The sequence below is a fragment of the Rhodococcus sp. IEGM 1351 genome (assembly GCF_030056875.1).
In the GTDB taxonomy this organism is placed as follows: domain Bacteria; phylum Actinomycetota; class Actinomycetes; order Mycobacteriales; family Mycobacteriaceae; genus Rhodococcus_F; species Rhodococcus_F opacus.
On the sequence record NZ_JASHKU010000002.1, the window covers coordinates 96568 to 119863 of the forward strand.

At 69.1% G+C, this 23296-nt stretch carries 25 protein-coding genes; 11 read left to right on the top strand and 14 right to left on the bottom strand.

Annotation, left to right across the window (positions count from 1 at the left end; all coding sequences use genetic code 11):
• Nucleotides 1-77 precede the first annotated feature (77 nt).
• Complete coding sequence (locus tag QM806_RS03425) at nucleotides 78-2021, bottom strand: acyl-CoA dehydrogenase family protein (RefSeq protein ID WP_005260317.1); 1944 nt, start codon at nucleotides 2019-2021, stop codon at nucleotides 78-80.
• Nucleotides 2022-2108: 87 nt separating this feature from the next.
• On the opposite strand from QM806_RS03425, the gene QM806_RS03430 reads away from it, so the two are divergent.
• Entirely contained in the window at nucleotides 2109-3386 is a 1278-nt protein-coding gene (locus QM806_RS03430) for a glycoside hydrolase family 1 protein (RefSeq protein WP_167115593.1), read from the top strand.
• Between the two features lie 37 nt (nucleotides 3387-3423).
• Nucleotides 3424-4053, top strand: a complete 630-nt coding sequence (locus QM806_RS03435) for a LysE family transporter (protein WP_005260313.1) — start codon at nucleotides 3424-3426, stop codon at nucleotides 4051-4053.
• Nucleotides 4054-4104: 51 nt separating this feature from the next.
• Here QM806_RS03435 and nadC read toward each other — a convergent pair whose 3' ends face one another.
• From nadC to nadA, 3 genes are read right to left on the bottom strand one after another with little or no spacing between them, the layout of a single operon-like run.
• Entirely contained in the window at nucleotides 4105-4974 is an 870-nt protein-coding gene (nadC, locus tag QM806_RS03440; RefSeq protein WP_169694393.1) for a carboxylating nicotinate-nucleotide diphosphorylase, read from the bottom strand.
• Nucleotides 4974-6542: an L-aspartate oxidase gene (locus QM806_RS03445; protein WP_064080633.1), complete on the bottom strand. Its 1569-nt coding sequence runs from the start codon at nucleotides 6540-6542 to the stop codon at nucleotides 4974-4976. Before QM806_RS03445 ends, nadC begins: the two co-directional genes overlap by 1 nt.
• On the bottom strand, nucleotides 6539-7576 hold the full coding sequence (gene nadA, locus QM806_RS03450) for a quinolinate synthase NadA (RefSeq protein ID WP_005260307.1): 1038 nt from the start codon (nucleotides 7574-7576) through the stop codon (nucleotides 6539-6541). The genes QM806_RS03445 and nadA overlap by 4 nt, the downstream gene beginning before the upstream one ends.
• 78 nt (nucleotides 7577-7654) lie before the next feature.
• On the opposite strand from nadA, the gene QM806_RS03455 reads away from it, so the two are divergent.
• Nucleotides 7655-8389 carry an NUDIX hydrolase gene (locus tag QM806_RS03455; protein ID WP_007297405.1) on the top strand — a complete coding sequence of 245 codons (735 nt, stop codon included), beginning with the start codon at nucleotides 7655-7657 and terminating at the stop codon, nucleotides 8387-8389.
• A 41-nt stretch (nucleotides 8390-8430) separates the two neighbouring features.
• Here the strand turns inward: QM806_RS03455 and QM806_RS03460 are convergent, their stop codons facing one another.
• On the bottom strand, nucleotides 8431-9030 hold the full coding sequence (locus tag QM806_RS03460; protein ID WP_005568834.1) for a TetR/AcrR family transcriptional regulator: 600 nt from the start codon (nucleotides 9028-9030) through the stop codon (nucleotides 8431-8433).
• A gap of 82 nt (nucleotides 9031-9112) precedes the next feature.
• Between QM806_RS03460 and QM806_RS03465 the strand changes: the two genes are divergently transcribed.
• Nucleotides 9113-9925, top strand: coding sequence for an SDR family NAD(P)-dependent oxidoreductase (locus tag QM806_RS03465; protein ID WP_065491639.1), 813 nt, complete (start codon nucleotides 9113-9115; stop codon nucleotides 9923-9925).
• Here QM806_RS03465 and QM806_RS03470 read toward each other — a convergent pair.
• From QM806_RS03470 to bioB, 3 genes are read right to left on the bottom strand one after another with little or no spacing between them, the layout of a single operon-like run.
• Complete coding sequence (locus QM806_RS03470) at nucleotides 9915-10472, bottom strand: DUF2567 domain-containing protein (protein WP_054248067.1); 558 nt, start codon at nucleotides 10470-10472, stop codon at nucleotides 9915-9917. The genes QM806_RS03465 and QM806_RS03470 overlap by 11 nt on opposite strands.
• A gap of 10 nt (nucleotides 10473-10482) precedes the next feature.
• Entirely contained in the window at nucleotides 10483-10770 is a 288-nt protein-coding gene (gene bsaP, locus QM806_RS03475) for a biotin synthase auxiliary protein BsaP (protein WP_005568723.1), read from the bottom strand.
• Entirely contained in the window at nucleotides 10767-11780 is a 1014-nt protein-coding gene (gene bioB / locus QM806_RS03480) for a biotin synthase BioB (RefSeq protein WP_005260291.1), read from the bottom strand. The genes bsaP and bioB overlap by 4 nt, the downstream gene beginning before the upstream one ends.
• 153 nt (nucleotides 11781-11933) lie before the next feature.
• Between bioB and QM806_RS03485 the strand changes: the two genes are divergently transcribed.
• The 4 genes from QM806_RS03485 (at nucleotide 11934) to QM806_RS03500 (ending at nucleotide 15234) form a co-directional block, all read left to right on the top strand.
• Nucleotides 11934-12563 carry a TetR/AcrR family transcriptional regulator C-terminal domain-containing protein gene (locus QM806_RS03485; protein WP_169694395.1) on the top strand — a complete coding sequence of 210 codons (630 nt, stop codon included), beginning with the start codon at nucleotides 11934-11936 and terminating at the stop codon, nucleotides 12561-12563.
• 77 nt (nucleotides 12564-12640) lie between these two features.
• Nucleotides 12641-13774, top strand: a complete 1134-nt coding sequence (locus QM806_RS03490; protein WP_169694397.1) for a lipase family protein — start codon at nucleotides 12641-12643, stop codon at nucleotides 13772-13774.
• Between the two features lie 54 nt (nucleotides 13775-13828).
• Nucleotides 13829-14566: a FadR/GntR family transcriptional regulator gene (locus QM806_RS03495; protein WP_007297412.1), complete on the top strand. Its 738-nt coding sequence runs from the start codon at nucleotides 13829-13831 to the stop codon at nucleotides 14564-14566.
• Nucleotides 14563-15234, top strand: coding sequence for a sterol desaturase family protein (locus tag QM806_RS03500; protein ID WP_005260281.1), 672 nt, complete (start codon nucleotides 14563-14565; stop codon nucleotides 15232-15234). The genes QM806_RS03495 and QM806_RS03500 overlap by 4 nt, the downstream gene beginning before the upstream one ends.
• 61 nt (nucleotides 15235-15295) lie before the next feature.
• Here the strand turns inward: QM806_RS03500 and QM806_RS03505 are convergent, their stop codons facing one another.
• The 4 genes from QM806_RS03505 to QM806_RS03520 are packed head-to-tail and all read right to left on the bottom strand — an operon-like array spanning nucleotide 15296 to nucleotide 19108.
• A complete protein-coding gene (locus QM806_RS03505) occupies nucleotides 15296-16045 on the bottom strand; it encodes a succinate dehydrogenase/fumarate reductase iron-sulfur subunit (protein ID WP_182625062.1) in 750 nt (249 codons plus the stop codon).
• A 1-nt stretch (nucleotide 16046) separates the two neighbouring features.
• Nucleotides 16047-17981, bottom strand: coding sequence for a fumarate reductase/succinate dehydrogenase flavoprotein subunit (locus QM806_RS03510; RefSeq protein ID WP_007297414.1), 1935 nt, complete (start codon nucleotides 17979-17981; stop codon nucleotides 16047-16049).
• Between the two features lie 21 nt (nucleotides 17982-18002).
• Nucleotides 18003-18827 (bottom strand): succinate dehydrogenase subunit SdhC, encoded by an 825-nt coding sequence (gene sdhC / locus QM806_RS03515; RefSeq protein WP_005260277.1) that lies wholly within the window; start codon nucleotides 18825-18827, stop codon nucleotides 18003-18005.
• Complete coding sequence (locus QM806_RS03520; protein WP_005247567.1) at nucleotides 18824-19108, bottom strand: Rv0250c family protein; 285 nt, start codon at nucleotides 19106-19108, stop codon at nucleotides 18824-18826. Before QM806_RS03520 ends, sdhC begins: the two co-directional genes overlap by 4 nt.
• Before the next feature lie 173 nt (nucleotides 19109-19281).
• Between QM806_RS03520 and QM806_RS03525 the strand changes: the two genes are divergently transcribed.
• Nucleotides 19282-19668 carry a VOC family protein gene (locus QM806_RS03525; RefSeq protein ID WP_005563012.1) on the top strand — a complete coding sequence of 129 codons (387 nt, stop codon included), beginning with the start codon at nucleotides 19282-19284 and terminating at the stop codon, nucleotides 19666-19668.
• A 25-nt stretch (nucleotides 19669-19693) separates the two neighbouring features.
• Nucleotides 19694-20068, top strand: a complete 375-nt coding sequence (locus QM806_RS03530; protein ID WP_166680609.1) for a VOC family protein — start codon at nucleotides 19694-19696, stop codon at nucleotides 20066-20068.
• 10 nt (nucleotides 20069-20078) lie between these two features.
• Here QM806_RS03530 and bioD read toward each other — a convergent pair whose 3' ends face one another.
• Nucleotides 20079-20774, bottom strand: coding sequence for a dethiobiotin synthase (bioD, locus tag QM806_RS03535; RefSeq protein ID WP_169694900.1), 696 nt, complete (start codon nucleotides 20772-20774; stop codon nucleotides 20079-20081).
• A complete protein-coding gene (locus tag QM806_RS03540) occupies nucleotides 20771-21913 on the bottom strand; it encodes an 8-amino-7-oxononanoate synthase (protein WP_005563010.1) in 1143 nt (380 codons plus the stop codon). Before QM806_RS03540 ends, bioD begins: the two co-directional genes overlap by 4 nt.
• Nucleotides 21914-21990: 77 nt before the next feature.
• On the opposite strand from QM806_RS03540, the gene QM806_RS03545 reads away from it, so the two are divergent.
• On the top strand, nucleotides 21991-23286 hold the full coding sequence (locus QM806_RS03545; protein WP_054248060.1) for an adenosylmethionine--8-amino-7-oxononanoate transaminase: 1296 nt from the start codon (nucleotides 21991-21993) through the stop codon (nucleotides 23284-23286).
• The last annotated feature ends 10 nt before the right edge of the window (nucleotides 23287-23296 follow it).

Sequence of the window (23296 nt, forward strand, 5' to 3'; positions counted from 1 at the left end):
GAACGCAGGCGGGTGCCACGCTGGTGTGCGCGTCTCCTCGGAGGGTACCGCCGAGCCGTGGCGGGGAACCGGACGGCCTAGAGGCGGGTGGAGTGCAGGAACCTCCTCGCCAGGTTCTCCTCGGTGGACGCGCCGGGGGTCCACTCGGTGATCCACGGACCGGTGCCTTCGCTGGGGTCGACCACTCCCCGCTCCAGCCACGCATACCGTCCCTCGAGGATCGAGTGCGCAACCTGCTTGTCCACGTCGTCGGTGTTGTGCCACAGACCGTCGAACAGCTTCTCGACCCGCAGCGCCGCCTGCCGGCAGAACACGTCGGCGAGTTCGTAGGCGGCCGCGCCCTCGGCTTCGTTCTCCTCGCGTTGCATCTCCGCCTTGACGCACGTGGCGGACATCGCGAACAGTTCGGCGCCGATGTCGACGACCCGGCCGAGGAAGCCCTGCTGCTTCTCCAGCGCCGCCTGCCACCGGGCCATCCCGTAGAACGTGGAGCGGGCCAGCTTGCGGGAGTGCCGTTCGACGAACCGCAGGTGCTTGGCCAGGACACCGAATTCGCTGTAGGACGTCGGCACCTGCCCCTTGCCTGCCACGAGTTGCGGCAGCCACTTCGCGTAGAACCCGCTCGCCTTGGCGGCCGCGCGGGCCTTCGCACCCGTGTCGGCGTGCGGGTCCGCGAGATCGCCCGCGGCCGTGAGGTGCGCGTCCACGGCCTCGCGCGCGACCAGTAGCCGCATGATCTCGCTCGAACCCTCGAAGATCCGGTTGATGCGCAGGTCGCGGTCCAGCTGTTCCACCGGCACCGCGCGTTCACCGCGGGCGGCCAGCGACGCCGCCGTCTCGTATCCGCGACCGCCGCGGACCTGGATCAGCTCGTCGGAGATGACGCAGGCCATCTCGGACGACCACAGCTTGGCGAGCGCCGCCTCGATCCGGATGTCGTTGCGACCCTCGTCGTTCATCTGCGCCGACAGGTCCACTACGGCCTCGAGGGCATAGGTGGTCGCGGCCATGAACGACAGTTTGTTGGCGACGGCCGTGTGCTCGGCGATGGGCTTGCCCCACTGGACCCGTACCCCGGACCATTCGCGGGCGATCTTCAGCGACCACTTCCCGGCCCCGGCGCACATCGCCGGAATCGCCAGCCTGCCCGCGTTGAGGGTGGTGAGCGCGATCTTGAGTCCGTCACCTTCCCGGCCGATCAGGTTCTCGCGGGGAACGCGGACCTTGTACATCCGGGTGACGCCGTTCTCGATCCCCCGCAGTCCCATGAACGCGTTGCGTCGTTCGACGGTGATGCCCGGGGTGTCGGCCTCGACCACGAACGCGGAGATGCCGCCGCGGTGACCTTCGCTCTTGGGTACCCGCGCCATGACGACGAGCAGTTCGGCGACGACGCCGTTGGTCGTCCACAGCTTCACGCCGTCGAGTTCGTAGGCGGCACCGCCCTCGATCGGGGTCGCGGAGGACGCCAGGCGCGCGGGGTCGGAACCGACGTCCGGTTCGGTGAGGAGGAACGCGGAGATAGCTCCGCGTGCGCAGCGCGGCAGGAACTCGCGCTTCTGCTCGGGGGTGCCTGCCAGCTTGAGTGGTTCGGGGACGCCGATCGACTGGTGAGCCGACAGCAGCGCTCCCAGGCTCGGATGCACCGACGCGACGAGCATCAACGCCCGGTTGTACGCGACCTGCGAGAGTCCGAGGCCGCCGTACTCCTCCGAGATCTTCAGGCCGAAGCAGCCGAGGTCGGCGAGGCCGCGGACGTATTCGTCGGGAATGCGCGACTGGGATTCGATGACGCTGCCGTCCATCTCCTCGCAGTGGGCGCGGAGGCGGGTGAGGAATTCCTCGGCCTTCGCGGCGTCCTCGGTAGCCGGGCGGGGGAAGGGATGAACCAGATCCAGCCGGAACCGTCCCAGAAACAGTTCTTTCGCGAAGGAGGGTTTGTCCCAGCCGGATTCCCTCGCCTCCTCCGCGACCGCTCGTGCTTCTTCTTCGGTGACCTTCGGAGCTGAGGTGTCGACCATGACGCGCCTCCTACTGGCGGGTAGTCCTACTCATCAGTATCCCCCAATCGGCGCAGTCGGGACAGCGTTTCCGCTACTCTTCGGCCGATGCGGACTCCCTCGCGACTCCTGGGCGCCGGCGCGGTCCTGCTGTGCTTGCTGGCGCCCGCCACCGCGGCGCACGCCGCCCCTCTCCCCGACGACTTCCTGTGGGGCGTGGCAACGTCCGGGTTCCAATCGGAGGGTTCCTCACCGGACAGCAACTGGCGGCGGTATTCCGACTCGGGGCGGACCCACGACGCGATCGGCAACTCGGTCGACTTCCGTCACCGGTACACCGAGGACATCGCCCGCGCCGCGGACCTGGGTGTCGACGTCTTCCGGTTCGGCGTCGAATGGGCCCGCGTGCAGCCCGCCCCGGGCGTGTGGGACGAGACCGAACTGCGGTACTACGACGACGTCGTCCGCGAGATCACCAGCCGCGGGATGACCCCGATGATCACGCTCGACCACTGGGTGTATCCGGGGTGGGTCGCCGATCAGGGTGGGTGGACGAACCCGGACACCGTCGACGACTGGCTCGCGAACGCGCAGAGGGTGATCGAGCGCTATTCCGGTCTCGGCGCGCTCTGGATCACGATCAACGAACCGACCGTGTACGTGCAGAAGGAGCTGACGTTCGGCGGTGTCGGCCCCGACCGGGTCCCGCAGATGCTCGACCGGCTCGTGGAGGTCCACCGCCGCGCCTACGACCTGATCCACGAGAACGACCCGGGCGCCCGGGTGAGCAGCAACCTCGCGTACGTCCCGGCCGCCATGGACGCGCTCGACGCCACCTTCGTCGACCGGGTCCGCGACAAGCTCGACTTCCTCGGCGTCGACTACTACTACGGCCTCTCCCCCGACAACGTCACCGCGGCCAATGCGGTCACCGACGCCTTCTACGACATCAGCCCCCAACCGGACGGCATCTACCACGCCCTGATGCGGTACACCCGCAAATTCCCGGGACTACCGCTGTACGTCGTGGAGAACGGCATGCCCACCGACGACGGAAAACCGCGCCCGGACGGCTACACCCGGTCCGATCATCTCCGCGATCACGTCTACTGGCTGGAGCGGGCGCGGGCGGACGGCGCCCCGGTGATCGGATACAACTACTGGTCGATCACCGACAACTACGAGTGGGGCACGTACCGTCCCCGGTTCGGTCTGTTCACCGTCGACGCGCTGACCGACCCCTCCCTCACCCGGCGACCGACCGAAGCGGTGACCACCTACCGGGACCTCGTCGCGAACGGTCTCCCGCCCGGCTACGGACCCGAACGCCCTGCCGCACTCTGTTCCCTCGTGGATCCGCCCCTCAGCTGTATCGATCCCCCGTAGAACGAGTACCGCCCGGGGCGCGACGTACCATCACCTGGTGTCGTGGCAGATGTGGTGTGCAGTGCTCGGGGCCTCGTGCGTGATCAGTCTGTCCCCGGGGGCCGGCGCGATCGCGTCGATGGCCACGGGGATGCGGTTCGGGCTCCGACGCGGCTACTGGAACATCGCGGGTCTGCAGCTGGGGTTGCTGCTGCAGATCGCGGTGGTCGCCGCCGGACTCGGGGCGCTGCTCGCGAACTCGACCCTCGCGTTCACGGTGATCAAGTGGTTCGGCGTCGCCTACCTGGTGTATCTCGGCATCCGCCAGTGGCGGGCGAATGCGACCGATGTGTCCGGCGTCGACGGCGAGGTCGCCGAGACCAGCGGGCCCGCGATGACCCTGCGCGGGTTCCTGGTCAATGCCAGCAACCCGAAGGCCGTCGTCTTCATGCTCGCGGTGCTCCCGCAATTCATCACCCCGTCGGCGCCCCTGCTCCCCCAGTACCTGATCATCGCCGCCACCATGATCGCGGTCGACGTCGTCGTCATGACCGGATACACCGGGCTGGCGTCGAAGGTCCTGCGGCTGATGCGGTCACCACGCCAGCAGCGCGCCACCAACCGGACGTTCTCCGGATTGTTCTTCGTCGCGGCCACATTCCTGGCGACAGTCCGCCGCGCCGTCTGACCCGTGAGTACTTCTCAACCGCGGGCGGTTGAGAAGTACTCACGGGTGGGTTCACATGTCGAGGCCGAGATCCAGCACGGCGACGGAATGGGTGAGCGCGCCGACCGCGAGGTAGTCGACTCCGGTCCCGGCGTACTCGGCCGCGACGTCCAGCGTGAGTCCGCCCGACGACTCCAGCTTGGTGCCGGGGGCGTTCGCGTCGCGGCGTTGCACCGCGATCTGCGTCTGCCACAGCGGGAAGTTGTCGAGCAGCACCAGTTCGACGTTCTCGGCCAGCACCTCGTCGAGCTGCTCGAGGCTGTCGACTTCCACCTCGCACTCGATGTCCGGTGCCGCCGCGCGCACCGCCCGCAGCGCCGCCACCACCGAACCGGCGGCCGCGACGTGGTTGTCCTTGATCAGTGCCGCGTCGCCGAGGCCCATGCGGTGATTGACGCCGCCGCCCACCCGCACGGCGTACTTCTGCAAGCCGCGCAGTCCCGGCAGCGTCTTGCGACTGTCCCGGATCTTCGCCCCGGTGCCCTCGACCGCGTCCACCCAGGCGGACGTCGCGGTGGCGATGCCGGACAGGTGGCACACCAGGTTGAGCATCGTCCGCTCCGCGGTGAGCAGCCCCTGCGTGGGCGCGGTGACCGTCAGCACGGCCTGGCCCGGCACGACGCGGGCGCCGTCGGCGACCCGGTCGAGAATCTGGTAGCGGCCCGCCCCGATCACCTCGTCGAGCACCAGCAGTCCCACGTCGAGGCCGGCGACGGTGCCGTGCGCACGGGAGACCACGGACGCCTTCGCCACCGCGTCCGCCGGGACCGTGGACGACGACGTCACGTCCGGTCCGTACCGCAGGTCCTCGTCCAGGGCGAGACGCACGAGCGCACGCACCTCGGCCGCGTCCAGACCGTCGGGAAGGACATGGTCGGACATCACAGCACTCCTGTCAGTTGGGGTTCGAGAAGCTCGAGTTCGCCGTCACGGAGGCGTACATGCGTGCTGCGGCGCCACTCGTCGGACGTCTGCGGGTAGTCGCTGCGGGTGTGGCAACCACGACTTTCGGTCCGCGCGGCGGCCGCGAGTACCAGCGCGGACGCCGTCAGGGTCAACGCGGCGTCTTCGAGCGCGGTCTCCCCCTCAGGCACCGTGCGCGGCGCGCCGGCGAGGGCGGCGGCCACCGCCTCGAGGCCGGCACCGTCCCGGACGACGGAGGCGTTGCCGGTCATCAACTGCTGCACCAGCTCCCGCGGTGCGGACGGCAGGGCACGCTGCTCGGGGGCGGTTGCCTCGACGCGGAGGCCGGCGCGGTCGACGGCCGCGCCGCCGACCCGCTCGCCGACCACCAGGCCCTCGAGGAGACTGTTGGAGGCCAGCCGGTTCGCTCCGTGCAGCCCCGTGCGGGCCACCTCTCCCGCTGCGTAGAGACCGGGGACTGCGGTGCGTCCGTCGACGTCGGTGACCACTCCGCCGCACGAGTAGTGCGCGGCGGGCGCGACCGGGATCAGCTGTTCGCGCGGGTCGATCCCGGCTTCCAGGCACGACGCCGTCACGGTCGGGAACCGCTGCGCGAACCCGGACAGGTGACGCGCGTCGAGGTAGACGTGGTCGTGACCCAGGTCCCGGAGCCTCGACGCGATCGCCCGCGACACGACGTCGCGGGGGGCGAGGTCGCCGCGCGGATGCACACCCGCGGTCACCGAATCGCCGTTGGCGTCTACGAGGATCGCGCCCTCGCCGCGGACGGCCTCGCTGATCAGCGGACGCCGTCCGAGACCGCCGGGAGTGAACAGGACGGTCGGGTGGAACTGCACGAACTCGAGATCGGCGACGGCTGCGCCCGCGTCGAGCGCGAGAGAGATGCCGTCCGCGGTCGCTCCGGGCGGGTTGGTACTGCAGGCGTACAGCTGCCCGAGTCCGCCGGTCGCCAGGAGGACGGCCGGTGTGTGGACGACGCCGAGTCCGCGCGGCGAATCCACGAGCACGCCGGTGACGCCGCGCGCATCGGTGAGCACCCGTACGGCGCAACTGTCGAACAGGACCGGAAGGCCGGCGGCACCCAGAGCGCGCTGCACCTCCGCGCCCGTGGCGTCCCCGCCGGCGTGAATGATCCGCCGGGTGCTGTGGCCGCCCTCGCGGGTGCGCGAGACGGCGCCGTCGCGGCCGCGGTCGAACACCGCGCCCAGATCGGTCAACGCGGCCACGGCATCACGGCCGCCCGCCACGATCGACCGCACGGCGTCCTCGTCGCACAGGCCCACCCCGGCCTCGCACGTGTCGGCGACGTGCGAGGCCACCGAATCGGTGAGGGCGTCACCCACCACCGCGATACCACCCTGCGCGTACTGCGTCGCGGTGTCCGTCACCCCACCCTTGCTGACGGTGAGCACGGTCAGTCCGCGCAGCGAGGCGGTGCGTGCGGCCGTCAGTCCGGCCACACCACCGCCCACCACCACGAGGTCGGCGTGCTCTTCCCAGGAAATCCCCCGGGCCGGGCTGCTCACTCGCCGCCGCCCGGGTTTCCGATCTCGATCATGCGCTGCACCGACTTGCGGGCACGCTCTGCGGTCTCGAGATCGACGTGAACCTCGTCCTTGCCCTCGAGCAGGCAGCGGAGCAGGGCCGCGGGAGTGATCATCTTCATGTACGGGCAGGACGCGCGGTCGTTGACGGCCTGGAAGTCGACCTCCGGCGCAGCCTTGCGCAGCTGGTGCAGCATCCCGACCTCGGTGGCCACGAGAACCTGCTTCGCCCCGGTCGCGCGGGCGGCGTCGAGCATGCCGCCCGTCGAGAGGATCTTCACCTTGTCCTCGGGCACGAACCCTTCGCCGGCCAGGTAGAGAGCCGAGGTGGCGCAACCGCATTCGGGGTGCACGAACAGTTCGGCACCGGGGTGCGCCTTGGCCTGCGCGGTGAGTTCGTCGCCGTTGATGCCGGCGTGGACGTGGCACTCACCCGCCCAGATCTGCATGTTCTTCCGGCCGGTGACGCGCTTGACGTGTGCGCCGAGGAACTGGTCGGGAAGGAACAGGACCTCACGGTCGGGGTCGATCGACGCGACCACGTCGACGGCGTTGGACGACGTGCAGCAGATGTCCGTCAGACCCTTCACCTCGGCGGTGGTGTTGACGTACGACACGACGACGGCGTCGGGGAATTCCGCCTTCCACTCCCGCAGCTGATCGGCGTTGATCGAGTCGGCGAGCGAGCAGCCCGCGCGCTCGTCCGGGATCAGGACGGTCTTGGCGGGGCTGAGGATCTTCGCGGTCTCGGCCATGAAGTGCACGCCGCAGAACACGATGGTGTCCTCGGGGGCTTCGGCGGCGATGCGCGAGAGTGCCAGGGAGTCGCCTACGTGGTCGGCCACGTCCTGGATGGCGGGCAACTGGTAGTTGTGCGCAAGGAGGGTCGCTCCCCGCTCACGTGCCAGCCGTTTGATCTCGGCAGCCCACTCTTCGCTCGCCTCGACGCCCGCGTAACCGCCGGGACCGTCCTGAATCTGCGGGTTGGTACCCGCCCACAACGTCGTGGTCGTCATGGCTTGCTCCTTCACCGTGAACTCGGGCGGGCTGGCCCGAATTTCCGCAATCGAGGTTTTCGACTTAGGATCGAAAACATGCCCAATAGTAACACCACGCATGAAGTGCTTACCGCGGTGTTCCAGGTTCGCCACTTCCCCGACCACATCACCGCAGGTCAAGGCGGTGATGCGCGTCACGCGGCGGGCACCGGTGAGCTCGCCGTGCTGCTGTGGCAACGGGCCCTCGATCCCCAGGCGGGCGCCTGGTCCCTACCCGGCGGACTGCTCCACGAGAACGAGGACCTCACCACGTCCGCGCGACGCCAGCTGGCCGAGAAGGTGGACGTGCAGGAGGTCTCCCACCTCGAGCAGCTGTCGGTGTTCAGCGATCCGCATCGAGTGCCGGGCCCGCGCACCATCGCGTCGACCTTCCTCGGGCTCGTGCCCCTCCCCGCCGACCCGCAGCTGCCGCCGGACACCGCGTGGCACCCGGTGTCCGCGCTCCCCGAGATGGCGTTCGACCACGGCACCGTCGTCCGGCACGCCCGGACCCGCCTCGCGGCCAAGCTCTCCTACACCAACATCGCGTTCGGTTTGGCCCCCGACGAGTTCTCCATGTCGACGCTGCGTGAGATCTACTGCGCCGCACTCGGGTACCAGGTGGATGCGACCAATCTCCAGCGCGTCCTCGGACGACGTGGGGTGCTGACTCCTACCGGGAACACGGCACCGTCGGGCCGCACCGGTGGGCGCCCGGCCGCGCTCTACCGGTTCACCGACTCCACGCTGCGGGTGACGGACGAGTTCGCGGCGCTTCGACCGCCGAGCTGACCCCGCGCGTCAGGCCGCCTCCACACGTCAGGGCGTCGGACTCACGCCTGGGCGAGACCCCGCCAGAACGTGTCCGATGCGGCGGTGACGACTTCGTCCACCGGCGCGCCGTCGAGCATTCCGCCGGCGGCCAGGGTCGCGATCCCGTGGAACGTCGCGAACGCGATGAGGGCGATGCGCGACGCGTCCCCGGGTCCGATGTCGCCCGCGGCCTGGGCCTCGGTGACGATACGGACCGTCAGGTCCATCGAGGCGTGGCCGGCCTCCACGACCTGGGAGGCGGCTCCGGGCGCGTGCTTGTTGCCGTACATCAGGGCCAGCAACTCGCGATGCTCGAGCGCGAAGCTCACGTAGGCGCCGGCGAGCGCGGCGAAGCGGGCCCGGGCGTGGGGTTCCGCCTCCTCGACCGCGCGTTCGAGAGCGGCGGTGAGGCGCAGGAAACCGGACTCCGCGAGTGCGTCGAGCAGCGCCTGACGGTCCCGGAAGTGCTTGCTGGGTGCGGCGTGACTGACCCCGGCCTCACGAGCGAGCTGCCGGAGGGAGAGTCCGTCGACACCGTCCTTCTCGAGCGTGCTCTCGGCGCGCGCGAGCAGCACCCGACGAAGACTCCCGTGGTGGTAGGGCTGTTCGGCGACGGACATGCCGCCAGCCTAGCAAAATGTTGTCATTGACTACATAGATGACACTGACTACATTCGAGGCACCCCACCGCTAGGAGCAGACATGTCCTTCGACATATCCGGAACCACCGTCCTCATCACCGGCGCGAGCGCGGGCCTCGGCGTCGAATTCGCCCGCCGGTTCGCCGAGCGGGGAGCAGATCTCGTCCTCGTCGCCCGCCGCGCCGACCGCCTCGAACAACTCGCCACCGAACTCCGCGCCGCGCACCACGTGTCGGTCACCGTGCTCCCGTTCGACCTCGCGACACAAGGTGCCGGCGAGCGGTTGCGCAGCGAACTCACCGCCCGCGACATCCGCGTCGACTCACTGATCAACAACGCGGGATTCGGAACGCACGGAGATTTCGCTTCCGCCGACCTGGAGCGCCTCACCTCCGAGATCCAGCTCAACGTCACCACCCTCGTCGAGCTGTCGCACACGTTCCTGCCCGACCTGCTCCGGGGACGCGGCGCACTCGTGAACGTCGCGAGCACCGCAGCGTTCCAGCCGACTCCGGGCATGGCCGTCTACGGGGCGACGAAGGCGTTCGTCCTCAATTTCACGGAGGCGTTGTGGGCCGAGGCGCGAGGCACGGGCCTCACCGTGCTCGCCGTCTGCCCGGGCCCCACCCGCACCGAGTTCTTCGACGTCGTCGGCTCCGAGGACGCCGCCGTCGGCCGCATGCAGACCGCGGATCAGGTGGTCACGACAGCGCTGCGTGCCCTGGACCGGCGCAGCACCCCGCCGAGCGTCGTCTCCGGGCTGATGAACTGGGTGTCGTCGGTCAGCACCCGGTTCGCGACCCGCCGCATCGGCGCTCTCGCCAGCGGGCGCCTCCTCGGTGACGTACGGATGCGGACCTCGGTCACGAGGTAACGGACGCGTCGCGCTCCTCCGGCTCGTCGAGTTCGACCGGGGGATCGCTGACACCGAGATCGTCGTACGGGTTGAGCGCGGCGAGCACCAACGTCACCGCGCAGGCGACGAGGGGCTGGAAGATCAGCACCAGCAGGGTTCCGATTCCCGGCGCGACCGCCACGACGGTGCCTGCGGTCGAGGTGTCGGGGTCGGGGAACCGCAGCGCAGCCACGCCGATTCCACCGAGCGCCATCACCCCGGCCCCGACCACACTGCCTGCCAGGACCGCGCCCAGCGCCACCGGGCCGCGACTCGTCCGCGCCGTCCACGCCGCGACCGCGGTGAGGATGCCGACCACCAGGCCCGCGCAGGCGAACATCCCGATCGCGTCGAACCGGTGCAGGCTCTCCCCTGTCAGCGACACCCCACGGTCGGGGGCGACCACCAGCAGGTGCTCGGGCGGTGCGAGGACTCCCCACAACACCCCGGCGAGCGCGCTCGCCACCACCGTCCCGCAGAAGATTCCGGCGGCAGATCGAAGCCTGAAGCGCGGGAGCGTGGTCACCCGTCCGACGCTACCGCCGTCCGCCGTAGATCGAGTCGAACACACCGTGGCGGGAACATTTCGCCCACCAGCCGTCCGGGCTGATCTGCACCACCATCCGGCGGCCGCACGCCTCGCAGAAGCGGGGCGGCTCAAGCCCCAGCTGCGCGGCGGTGGGGACCGCGTCGTCCACACCGGCCACCACGCGGCGGCCGGTGTACGGGTTGTAGCGCTCCTCGGTGCCGTCGACCCGATCCTCGGGGCGGTCGACCCGATCCTCGGGGCGGTCGCCCATGGTCGCCTCTGCCCGGATCGTCACAGGGTGTCGTTCAGGGCCTTGATCGGCATCTGCAGATCGACGAGCAGGTCGAGGTCCTGTTCGGCCGGGCGGCCGAGGGTCGTGAGGTAGTTGCCGACGATGACGGCGTTGATGCCGCCGAGGATGCCCTGCTTGGCTCCGAGGTCCCCGAGCGTGATCTCGCGACCGCCTGCGAAGCGGAGGATGGTGCGGGGCAGCGCGAGGCGGAACGCGGCGACCGACTTGAGGGCCTCGCTCGCGGGCAGGACCTCGAGGTCGCCGAACGGGGTTCCGGGACGCGGGTTGAGGAAGTTCAGCGGCACCTCGTCGGGTTCGAGTTCGGCCAGGTTGGCCGCGAACTCGGCGCGCTGCTCGAGGCTCTCGCCCATGCCGAGGATGCCGCCGCAGCACACCTCCATGCCCGCTTCGCGCACCATGCGGAGGGTGTTCCAGCGCTCGTCCCACGTGTGGGTGGTGACGACGTTCGGGAAGTGGGACTTCGACGTCTCCAGGTTGTGGTTGTAGCGGTGCACACCCATCGCGGCGAGCTGGTCGACCTGCTCCTGGGTGAGCATGCCCAGCGAGCAGGCGATCTGGATGTCGACCTCGTTGCGGATCGCCTCGATGCCGGCAGCGACCTGGGCGAGCAGCCGCTCGTCGGGGCCGCGGACGGCGGCGACGATGCAGAATTCGCTGGCGCCGGACTTGGCGGTCTGCTTCGCGGCCTCCACGAGCGACGGGATGTCGAGCCACGCCGCGCGGACCGGCGACTGGAACAGGCCGGACTGCGAGCAGAAGTGGCAGTCCTCGGGGCAGCCGCCGGTCTTGAGACTGATGATGCCCTCGACCTCGACCTCGGGACCGCACCACTTCATGCGCACGTCGTGCGCGAGGGCGAGCAGTTCCTCGAGCCGGTCGTCGGGAAGTTGCAGAACCTCGAGCACCTGACTCTCGTTCAGCGCGTCACCGCGCTCGAGAACCTGCTCACGCGCGAGGGCGAGGATATCTGTCTGTACCGGGGCCGATGTCACACGTATCTCCTGGAAAACGGGCCGATCACGTGCCGTGAATCGACTGGACCGAAAAATTGAACACCGTACAAGTTGAACGGTGTTCACGTTAGATCCGTGGTGGAATACTGTCAAAGCCGAAGCGGGCTTTCGACGAGATTGGGAGATCACACAGTGCAGTTGCGACGCGGCGACGTACTCGACGGCGCAATGGCCATCCTCGACGAGTTCGGCCTCGCCGACCTCACGATGCGCAGACTCGCGACGGCCCTCGGCGTGCAGCCGGGTGCGCTGTACTGGCATTTCCCCAACAAGCAGACCCTGCTCGGGGCCCTCGCCGACAAGATCCTCGAAGACGTCGACGCACCGGTCACGGCCCCCGGCTGGGACGCGGAGTTCACCGAACTGGCCCACCGGCTCCGCACCGCGCTGCTCGCCCATCGCGACGGCGCCGAACTGGTCTCCGCCACGTATGCGTCCCGCATGACCAACTCCCGGGTCCGGGAAAGCTTCGCCGCAGCCGGTCTGCGATCCGGACTGTCCCGCGAACACGCGGAACTGTCGTCCTACTCGCTGCTGTACTACGTCCTCGGCCACACGGTCGACGAGCAGTCGCGGGCGCAGATGGAGTCGGCCGGGGCCCTCACCCGGGCGGCCCTCTCCCCCGACGCCCCGCAGTCTCCGATCGCGACGTACGACGAGGATCTCCTCGACGGCGATCCGGCGGTCCGGTTCGACTTCGGCCTGTCGCTGTTCGTCGACGGAATTCGCGCACGACTGAAAGACTCCGCCCACCGCCCCTGAGCGCGCACAATTGAGTCGACGCCGCGTCGGCCACTCGAGGACCGCGCGGCGCCTCCGACGGCCCAGGGACGGATGCGATGACGTCTTCGTTCGGCCGCCGCACCGGAACGGTTCTCGCGGCGGCACTCACGCTGTCGCTCCTCGGCGCGCCCACCCCGGCGGCGGCACAGACTGCGGGCGGTGATCCGGGTGCCGTCGTCGTCGAGACGCCGGTGGCGCCGGACGCGCGGCCGCCGGGCGTCGCCGACGCCACGTACGTCACCTACTGGACGACGGGGCCGATGAACGAACCCGCGCTCAGCACCGGCGCGGTCCTGCTGCCCCCCGGTGAGGTGCCGCCCGGCGGGTGGCCCGTCGTGTCCTGGGCCCACGGAACGGTCGGCATCGCCGACAAGTGCGCGCCGACGGTGACGGGAAAACTCGTCGGACCGTACGTCCAGCACTGGCTCGACCAGGGCTACGCCGTCGTCGCAACGGATTACGTCGGCCTCGGCACACCCGGTGTGCACCCGTACCTGGACGGCCCGACGGAGGCGCACAGCGTGATCGACATGGTGCGCGCGGCGCGGACCGTCACGCCGTCCCTGTCGAACCGGTGGGTCGCAATCGGCCAATCGCAGGGCGGTCACGCCGCTCTCGTCGCCGCCTCGATGGCCACCACGTACGCACCCGACCTCGACTTCCGCGGCACCGTCGCCACCGGCGCCCCGTCCAATCTGGAGAACCTCGCACCGCTCGTCGGCCCCGGATTCCCACAGCTCCCCCTGACCGGGAGCACGGTGTTCGTGGCGTACGCGCTCGCCGGTTTGCGTGCGTCGCGGCTCGACCTCGATATCGACCGCTACCTCACACCGCTCGGCGTCGACGTCCTGAATCGCGTCGAATCGCTCTGCTACGAGGAGGCTGCCCCGCAACTCGACGGGATCTCGATCGGCCAGTTGATGTCCCGCCCCCTCGACGACCCGGCGGTCCTGGCTGCGCTGCGCATCACGCTGGGAGTTCCCGTGCGGGGCTACGACCGGCCGCTGTTCATCGGACAGGGACTGTTCGACGACGTCGTCCCCATCCCCCTCACCTGGAAACTCACGGCCGACCTCACCGCGAACGGGCAGCAGTTCGTGTTCCGGACGTATCCGACCGGCCATCTGTACACCATGCCCGCGTCCCTGCCCGACACCAGTGCGTTCGTCCGGAGCCTTTTCGGCACGTGAGCCACTGGTAAGACCACTTGACCTCTTACCTATCGCCGCCTTAGTGTCGTGGTCATGATGTTCGAGCCGATCGCGCGGAAATCCGCCTCCACCGAAGTCTTCGACCAGATCACCGCGCGCGTGCTGGGCGGCGACCTCGCCGCCGGCGACGCCCTGCCGAGCGAACGACGTCTGGCCGAAGCCTTCGGGGTGTCCCGGCCCGCGGTCCGGGAGGCGATCCAGAAGCTGGCCCAGGCCGGACTCGTCGAGGTCCGGCAGGGCGACGCCACCTCGGTGCGCGACTTCCGGCAGCACGGCGGGCCCGAACTGCTGTCCCAGCTGCTGGTCCGCGACGGCGTACCCGATTGGGCCGTGGTCCGCAGCGTCCTCGAGGCCCGGCGGATGATCGGCGTGCAGGTCGCGCGGCTCGCCGCCGGCCGGGCGACCGACGAGTCGGGTGCCGCTCTCCGCGTCGCCGTGGATCGTCTCGCCTCGGACAGCGACCCGGTCGCGCAGCAGGTCGGCGCCCTGGCCTTCTGGGAGCGCGTGGTCGACACGGCCGATTCCATCGCATTCCGGCTCATCTTCAACAGCCTCCGCAACGCGTACGAACCGACCATGACGGCGATGGCCGCCGTCATGGTCGCGGAAGTCGGCCGCACCGACCTGTACTCCCAGCTGGCGGAGGCGATCTCCGCCCACGACGAAGTCGCCGCGGCCCAGACCGCCACCACCCTCCTCGACCTCGGCACGGCGGCCGTGACCGCCGTGATCGACGCACTGCACCAACACGATTCGGAGAAGGACACATGACCACGAAACCTCCCGCAGATCGCCGCCAGCGCAGGTCGATCACCCTCCGCGACGCCGCAGACCAGTTCCGCCGCCACCCCTCCCCGTGGATGATCGGCGGCATGCTGGTCGCCGCGGTGGCCGCCCGCCTGATCGTCGGCGACTGGCAGCTGACCGATGCCGTGCTTCCGCTGGTGATGCTGGCCGTGTTCCCGTTCGCCGAATGGGTCATCCACGTCTGCATCCTGCACTGGAAGCCCCGAAAGGTCCTGGGCCTGACCGTCGATTCACTGCTCGCCCGGAAGCACCGCGAGCACCACGTCGACCCCCGGGACGTACCGCTCGTCTTCATCCCGTGGCAGACACTGATGTGGCTGATCCCGGTTCTCGTAGCCGTCTCACTGCTCGCGTTCCCGCGCACCGGACTCGGACTGACGTTCCTGGTGGTGCTGAGCGTCCTGGGTGTCCTCTACGAATGGACGCACTACCTCATCCACAGCGACTACAAGCCGAACTCCCGCCTGTACCGCGCGATCTGGCGCAACCATCGCCATCACCACTACAAGAACGAGCACTACTGGTTCACCGTCACCACCTCGGGAACCGCCGACCGGATCCTGGGCACCGACCCCGACCCCGAATCGGTCGAGAAGTCGCCCACCGCCCGCAACCTCCACGCCGTGCGCTGACGCGCCCGTGAGTACTTATCAACCGCCCGCGGTTAATAAGTACTCACGGGTGCCGGAGGCGCTAACCGCGGCGAAAGAGCTTGTTGCCCAACCAGACGATGGGGTCGTACCGTCGGTCGACCACCCGCTCCTTCATCGGAATGATGGCGTTGTCGGTGATCTTTATCCCTTCGGGGCACACCTCGGTGCAGCACTTGGTGATGTTACAGAGCCCGAGGCCGAACTCTTCCTGCGCCGCCTCACGACGGTCGGCCGTGTCGAGTGGATGCATCTCCAGTTCGGCGACGCGGATGAAGAAGCGGGGCCCGGAGAACGCCGGCTTGTTGTCGTCGTGATCACGGATGACGTGACAGGTGTTCTGGCAGAGGAAGCACTCGATGCACTTGCGGAATTCCTGCGACCGTTCGACGTCGATCTGCTGCATCCGGTACTCGCCCGGCCCGAGCCCCGGCGGCGGGGTGAACGACGGGATCTCCCGCGCCTTCGCGTAGTTGAACGACACGTCGGTGACGAGATCCCGGATGACCGGGAACGCCCGCAGCGGTGTGACCGTCACCACCTCGTCTTCCGTGAACGTCGACATCCGCGTCATGCACAACAGCCGTGGCTGGCCGTTGATCTCCGCGGAACACGAGCCGCACTTGCCCGCCTTGCAGTTCCATCGCACCGCCAGGTCCGGGGTTTGCGTCGCCTGCAACCGGTGGATGATGTCGAGCACCACCTCACCTTCATTGACGGGAATGGAGTAGTCCTGGAGGGCGCCGCCGTCGGCGTCGCCGCGCCAGACCCGGAACTGCCCGTCGTAACCCATCTCAGGCCTTCCTTCCCGGGTGTTCCGCGAGTTCGGCGTCGGTGTAGTACTTGGCCAGTTCGTCGATGTCGAAGAGCTCCAACAGCTCTGCGCGCATCGGGAGCTGGGGCTCGCGGGTGACGGTGACGTCCGGCACCACCGAATCGGGATGCGCGGACATGTCGCCGACCACGCTGCACACCAGCAGAGTGTTGCGCCACTCGGCCTCCATGCTCGGGTGGTCGTCGCGGGTGTGCCCACCGCGACTTTCCGTGCGCAGCAGAGCCGCCTGCGCGACGCATTCGCTGACCAGCACCATGTTCCGCAGGTCGACGGCGAGGTGCCATCCCGGGTTGAACTGGCGGTGCCCCTCGACCTCCACGCCCCCGATGCGGCCCTTGATCTCCGTGAGTTTCTCCAGGGCACGGACGATCTCGTCTTCCTTCCGGATGATGCCGACGAGGTCGTTCATGGTCTGCTGCAGTTCGGTGTGGAGCGTGTACGGGTTCTCGGTGGTGCCGCCCTCCCCGACCGCGGGATCGAACGGCGACAACAACATCCGCGCCGCCGCATCGACGGCGTCCGCGGAGACGACCGGCCGTTCCTGCAGCGACTTCACGTACTCCGCCGCCCCCAGTCCGGCGCGACGCCCGAACACGAGGAGGTCGGACAGCGAGTTGCCGCCGAGCCGGTTGGAGCCGTGCATCCCGCCCGAGCACTCCCCCGCGGCGAACAGACCCGCGACGCTGGAGGACCCGCTGTCGGGGTCGACCTCGATGCCCCCCATCACGTAATGGCAGGTGGGCCCGACCTCCATCTGCTCCTTGGTGATGTCGACGTCCGCGAGTTCCTTGAACTGGTGGTACATCGAGGGCAGCCGCCGGACGATCTCGTCGGCGGGCATGCGCGAGGCGATGTCGAGGTACACGCCGCCGTGCGGGGTCTGCCGCCCGGCCTTGACCTCGGAGTTGATGGCGCGGGCCACCTCGTCGCGCGGCAGCAGATCCGGTGTGCGGCGGTTGTTGTCGGAATCCTTGTACCAGCCGTCGGCCTCTTCCTCGGTCTCCGCGTACTGCCCTTTGAAGACCGGCGGGATGTACGAGAACATGAACCGCTCACCCTCGGAGTTCTTCAGGACCCCGCCGTCGCCGCGGACGCCTTCCGTCACGAGGATGCCCTTGACGCTGGGCGGCCACACCATGCCGGTGGGGTGGAACTGCACGAACTCCATGTTGATGAGGTTGGCGCCTGCGCGCAGGGCGAGGGCGTGACCGTCGCCGGTGTACTCCCACGAGTTCGACGTCACCTTGAACGACTTGCCGATCCCGCCGGTGGCCATCACGACGGCCGGTGCCTCGAACAGAACGAACCGTCCACTCTCGCGCCAGTATCCGAACGCACCCGAGATCCGGTCGCCGTCCTTGGTCAGCTCGGAGATGGTGCACTCGGCGAAGATCTTGATCCGGGCCTCGTAGTCGCCGGTGGCGGCGAAATCTTCCTGTTGCAGCGACACGATCTTCTGCTGCATGGTGCGGATCAATTCGAGTCCGGTGCGGTCACCGACGTGGGCGAGCCGCGGATACGTGTGACCGCCGAAGTTGCGCTGGCTGATCCGGCCGTCGGGGGTCCGGTCGAACAGGGCGCCGTACGTTTCGAGTTCCCATACCCGGTCGGGAGCCTCGCGGGCGTGCAGTTCGGCCATTCGCCAGTTGTTGAGGAACTTGCCGCCCCGCATCGTGTCCTGGAAATGGGTCTGCCACGTGTCCTTCTCGTTGGCGTTTCCCATCGCGGCGGCGCAGCCACCCTCCGCCATGACCGTGTGCGCCTTGCCGAACAGCGACTTGCAGACGACGGCGACGGACAGGCCCTGTTCCCGGGCCTCGATGACCGCTCGCAGTCCGGCGCCGCCGGCACCGATGACCACGACGTCGTACTGGTGCCGTTCGACTTCCGTCATTCCACTCCCTCTTCGGTGAAGTCAGTTGATCAGGCGCAGGTCGGAGATGGTCCCGCTGGCCACGAGCATCACGTAGAAGTCGGTGACGATCAGTGTGGCGAGGGTGGTCCAGGCGAGCTGCATGTGCCGGGTGTTCAGTGTGCTGACCCAGGTCCAGAGCCGGTATCGGATCGGGTGCTTGGAGAAGTGGGTGAGCCTGCCGCCGGTGACATGCCTACAGGAATGGCACGAGACGGTGTACGCCCAGAGCAGGATCACGTTGCAGACCATGATGAGTGTGCCGAGCCCGATTCCGAATCCGCCGTCGGCGCCGTGGAACGCGCGGATCGCGTCGTACGTGTTGATCAGCGAGACGACGAGTGCGACGTAGAAGAAGTAGCGGTGTGCGTTCTGGACGATCAGCGGCAGGCGCGTCTCACCGGTGTAGGTTCGATGGGGCTCCGCGACCGCGCACGCGGGCGGCGAGAACCACACCGACCGGTAGTAGGCCTTGCGGTAGTAGTAGCAGGTGAGCCGGAAGCCGAGCAGGAACGGCAGCACCAGGAACCCGAGCGGGATGATCATCGGCAACTCGCCGATGGGTGTCCCGAAGTCGCTCGAACCGGGCACACACGAATCGCTCAGGCACGGCGAGTAGAACGGCGTCAGGTAGTGATAGTCCTCGACGAAGTACGCGGTGCGGACCCACGACCGGACCGATGCGTACACCACGAAGACGGACAGGCCGAGCACCGTCAGCAGCGGGGCGAGCCACCACCGGTCGGTGCGGAGCGTGCGTTCCGCGATCCGGGCACGCGTCGGCGCCCCCACACCGGCACTTTCGGGATTCTTCGGCGGCGCGCTCATCCGCGCTCGTAGTGGAGCCCGCCCAGCCCCTCGTCGTCGACACCGAGCCACATCGACGCGTCGTACGGGGTGTCCGACACCTTGATTCGCTCCACCGGTTCCCGGTGGACGACGTTCGGTGGCGAGGAGTCGAGGTCCCGCGCGTCGATCTCGAGCCGCTCCAGATCGTTGCTCAGTCGCCGCACGGATGCGGCGTCGCCGTACATCGATCGCAACGAACCGACAGCGCGCCGAAGGCGGTCGATGGTGCGATTCAATTCGAGCATTTCGGAGGTCGACATGTGACCCCTCCCAACCCAGCCGGATGTAGCCGTGACACGAATCACACTACCGACATTCGGAGGGGACGGTGCAGCTTTCGGAACCTCGGAAACTCCGTGGCGATGAATTTCGCGGGGCGGCCGAGTCCATATCTGCAGGACCACCGACAACGCACACCCACCGGGAGGACATCATGGCCGACGCCACGATCGGAAGCATCCTGCTCGCCAGCACTCAGCCCGACCGACTACGGGACTGGTACACCGCCGCGTTCTCGCCGAAGGTCGAACGCACCCCCGGCGAGCCGGGCTACGACGTCCTCGACTTCGACGGCTTCTACATCATGCTCGACCGGCGTGACGACGTCGGCGACACGAATCCCGAACCCGGACGCGTACTCCTCAACGTCGAGGTCACCGACGCCCGCGCCGCAGCAGACCGGATCGACGAACTCGGCGCGACGTGGCTGTCCCCGCTCGAGGATCGTGACGGCAGCTGGTTCGGCACCGCCGTGGACCCCGACGGCAACTACGTCCAGATCATCCAGCTCAGCGCGCAGGCGCGGGCCGAGATGTCCTGACCGACAGCACGGAAAGAGAACAGCCATGTTGAGCAATGCGAGAGCATTCAGCGGATTCGCCGTCGACGATATCGCCGCGGCCAAGTCCTTCTACACCGACGCCCTAGGCCTCGAGGTCACCGAAGAGGAGATGGGCCTGCTGGGCCTGCACCTCCCCCAGGGGCCAGTGGTGCTGATCTATCCCAAACCCGACCACACGCCGGCGACGTTCACCATCCTGAACTTCGCCGTCGACGACGTCGAGAAGGCCGTCGACGCGCTCACCGAGCGCGGGATACGGTTCCTGCGGTACGGCGGTTTCGATCAGGACGACAAGGGAATCATGCGCGGCAACGGTCCCGACATCGCCTGGTTCACCGACCCCGCCGGCAACGTGCTGTCGGTGCTCGCCGAATCCTGACCGCCCCAGCTCAGAGGCCCGCGAGCGTCGCCTTCAGCCAGGTGCCGTCGAACCACGTGGAGGCGGCCGCGCCGAACGACGCGGAGCCGAGGCGTCCGCTGCCCGCGGGCACCGAGCCGACGACGTCGACCCCGGTCACGGCCGGCAGGTCGTCGAGATTGCACCGCTCGGCGAGCCCGGGCTCGTCCGGCCACGACCCGATCACCGTTCCGGCGCAGGCGAGACCGGCCGACGACAGTGCCCGGATCGTGAGCTCGGTGTGGTTGAGCGTGCCGAGCCCGGCCGCGGCGACCACGACAGCCGGTGCGTCGAGGGCGCGCGCGAGATCGACGAGCGTGAAGCCCTCGGCGCCCAATCGCACCAGCAGGCCGCCCGCACCCTCGACGAGCACCAGATCGTGCCGGTCGTCGAGTGCGCGGACCGTCTCGACGACGTCGGCGCACCGCAGCATCGGCTGCCCGCTGCGCCGGGCCGCGGTGTCGGGGGCGAGTGGTTCGGGGTAGCGGGCCAGCTCCACCACCGCCGTCACGCCGGACAGTCGGGTCACCTCGGCCAGATCGCCCGGTTCTCCCGGGGCGACGCCGGTCTGCGCGGGCTTGCACACCGCCACGGACAGGCCGGCCTCGCGTGCAGCCGCCGCGAGCGCCGCCGTGACCACCGTCTTGCCGACGTCCGTGGACGTGCCGGTGACCACCAGGATGCTCACGCCGACGCTCCCGCCAGGACGTCGGTCAGCACGGCTTCGATCCGCGCCAGTTCGTCCGCGTCGAGCGTCGCGCGGGCGGTGAGCCGCAGACGCGACGTGCCCTCCGGCACCGACGGGGGCCGGAAGCAGCCGACGTGCAGTCCCTGTTCGCGGCAGGCGGCTGCGGCGTCGACGGCGCGTTGCGGGTCGCCGAGGATCACGGAGACGACGGCGGACTCGGGTGCCCCTGCGCCGGTGAACCGCGCGAGATCCCGCGCACGGTCCAGGACGGACTCGGCGCGGTGCGGTTCCCGCCGCAGAACGGCGAGTGCCGCCCGCGCCGCGCCGACGGCCGCGGGGGCCAGTCCGGTGTCGAAGATGAACGTGCGCGCGGCGTCGACGAGATGCGCACGCACCTTCTCCGACGCCAGCACCGCACCGCCCTGACTGGCCAGCGACTTCGACAGCGTGGCCGTGACGACGATGTCGGGTTCGCCGGCGAGCCCCACCTCGTGCACGAGTCCGCGGCCCCCTGCGCCGCGGACTCCGACGCCGTGCGCCTCGTCCACGACGAGGAACGCCCCGTGGTCGCGGCACACCCGGTGGAGGTCGACGAGGGGTGCGAGATCACCGTCCGCGCTGAACACCGAATCGGTGACGACCAGCGCCCGCTCCTCCGTCCGGGTGGCCAGTGCGCTGCGGACGAAGTCGAGATCGGCGTGCGGTGCGACGGCCACGCGGGCCCGGGACAGGCGGCACGCGTCGACCAGCGACGCGTGGCTGCCCGCGTCGGAGACGATCAGCGATCCGGCGCCGGACAGTGCGGTGACGGCACCGAGATTCGCGGTGTAACCGGAGGAGAACACCAGCCCGGCCTCGGCGCCGACGAACTCGGCGAGTTCCGTCTCGAGCAGTTCGTGTTCGGTGGTCGATCCCGTGACCAGACGCGAGCCGGTGGCCCCCGCACCCCAGCGGCGCAGCGCGGTCATCGCGCCGTGCAGCACCTCCGGGTGCCGTACGAGTCCGAGGTAGTCGTTGGATGCCAGATCGATGAGCGCGTTGCCCGGCGCGCGTGGACGCAACTCGCGGCGCAGTCCCGCGGCGCGCCGCTGGTCCTCGACGTCGTCGAGCCAGGTGGTGAAGGTGCGGTCGGTACTCACCCCCGGCACGATACGCGACTTGAACGGTGTTCAACCCGGGTGGGCCCGGTTTTCTTCGGGTGGCTAGGGTCGAGACCGTGACCTCCCCGAGCCTGTCCGTCGACGACATCACGTCCCTCGATGCCTCGCTGCTCTGGCATCCGTACGGCGCCTTCCCCGCCTCGACCACCCCGCTCGTGGTGGCCGAGGCGAGCGGGACGCGCCTCACTCTCGCCGACGGACGTGAACTCGTCGACGGCATGAGTTCGTGGTGGGCCGCGGTCCACGGCTACCGGCATCCCGTCCTCGACGCGGCGGCGACGGCGCAGCTCGGGCGGATGAGCCACGTGATGTTCGGCGGGCTCACCCACGAACCGGCCGCGCGACTGGCCCAGCTGCTCGTGGAGATCACCCCGGACGGACTCGACAAGGTGTTCCTCGCCGATTCCGGTTCGGTGTCCGTAGAGGTCGCCGTCAAGATGTGCCTGCAGTACTGGCGCAGTCGCGGCAGGCCGGAGCGACACCGGCTGCTCACCTGGCGCGGCGGGTATCACGGCGACACGTTCGCCCCGATGAGCGTCTGCGACCCGGACGGCGGCATGCACTCCCTGTGGACGGACGTCCTGGCACGGCAGGTCTTCGCCGGACCCCCGCCCCGCGAGTTCGACCCGCGGTACGTCGCAGAGTTCGAGCGTCTGGTGGCCTCCCACTCCGACGAACTGGCGGCCGTCATCGTGGAACCGGTGGTGCAGGGCGCCGGTGGCATGCGCTTCCACGACCCCCGGTACCTGTCGGAGCTGCGGCGGATCTGCGACGAGCACGGGCTCCTGCTGGTGTTCGACGAGATCGCGACCGGTTTCGGCCGCACCGGCGAGCTGTTCGCCGCGGACCACGCCGGCGCCCGACCCGACATCATGTGCGTCGGCAAGGCCCTCACCGGCGGGTACATGACCCTCGCGGCGACGCTCTGTTCCACCGACGTCGCCGAGACGATCAGCGCCGGGGACGCCGGCGGGCTGATGCACGGTCCCACGTTCATGGCCAACCCGCTCGCCTGTGCCGTCGCGGTGGCGTCGATCGAACTCCTGCTGTCGCGCGACTGGCGAGGCGAGGTCGAGGCCGTGCGCCGCGAACTCGAATCGGGACTCGCACCGGCCCGGGAACTCCCCGGCGTCCGGGACGTCCGGGTGCTCGGCGCGATCGGCGTGATCGAACTCGCCGAACCCGTCGACATGCGTGCCGCCACCGACGCCGCGGTGGCCGCCGGGGTCTGGTTGCGGCCGTTCCGGAACCTGATCTACGCGATGCCGCCGTACGTGTGCACCAGCGAGGACGTGCGGAAGATCACAACCGGAATGCTTGCTGCCGCACGGAGCTCCACCCCGGGCCGATAGCCCGCTCTCG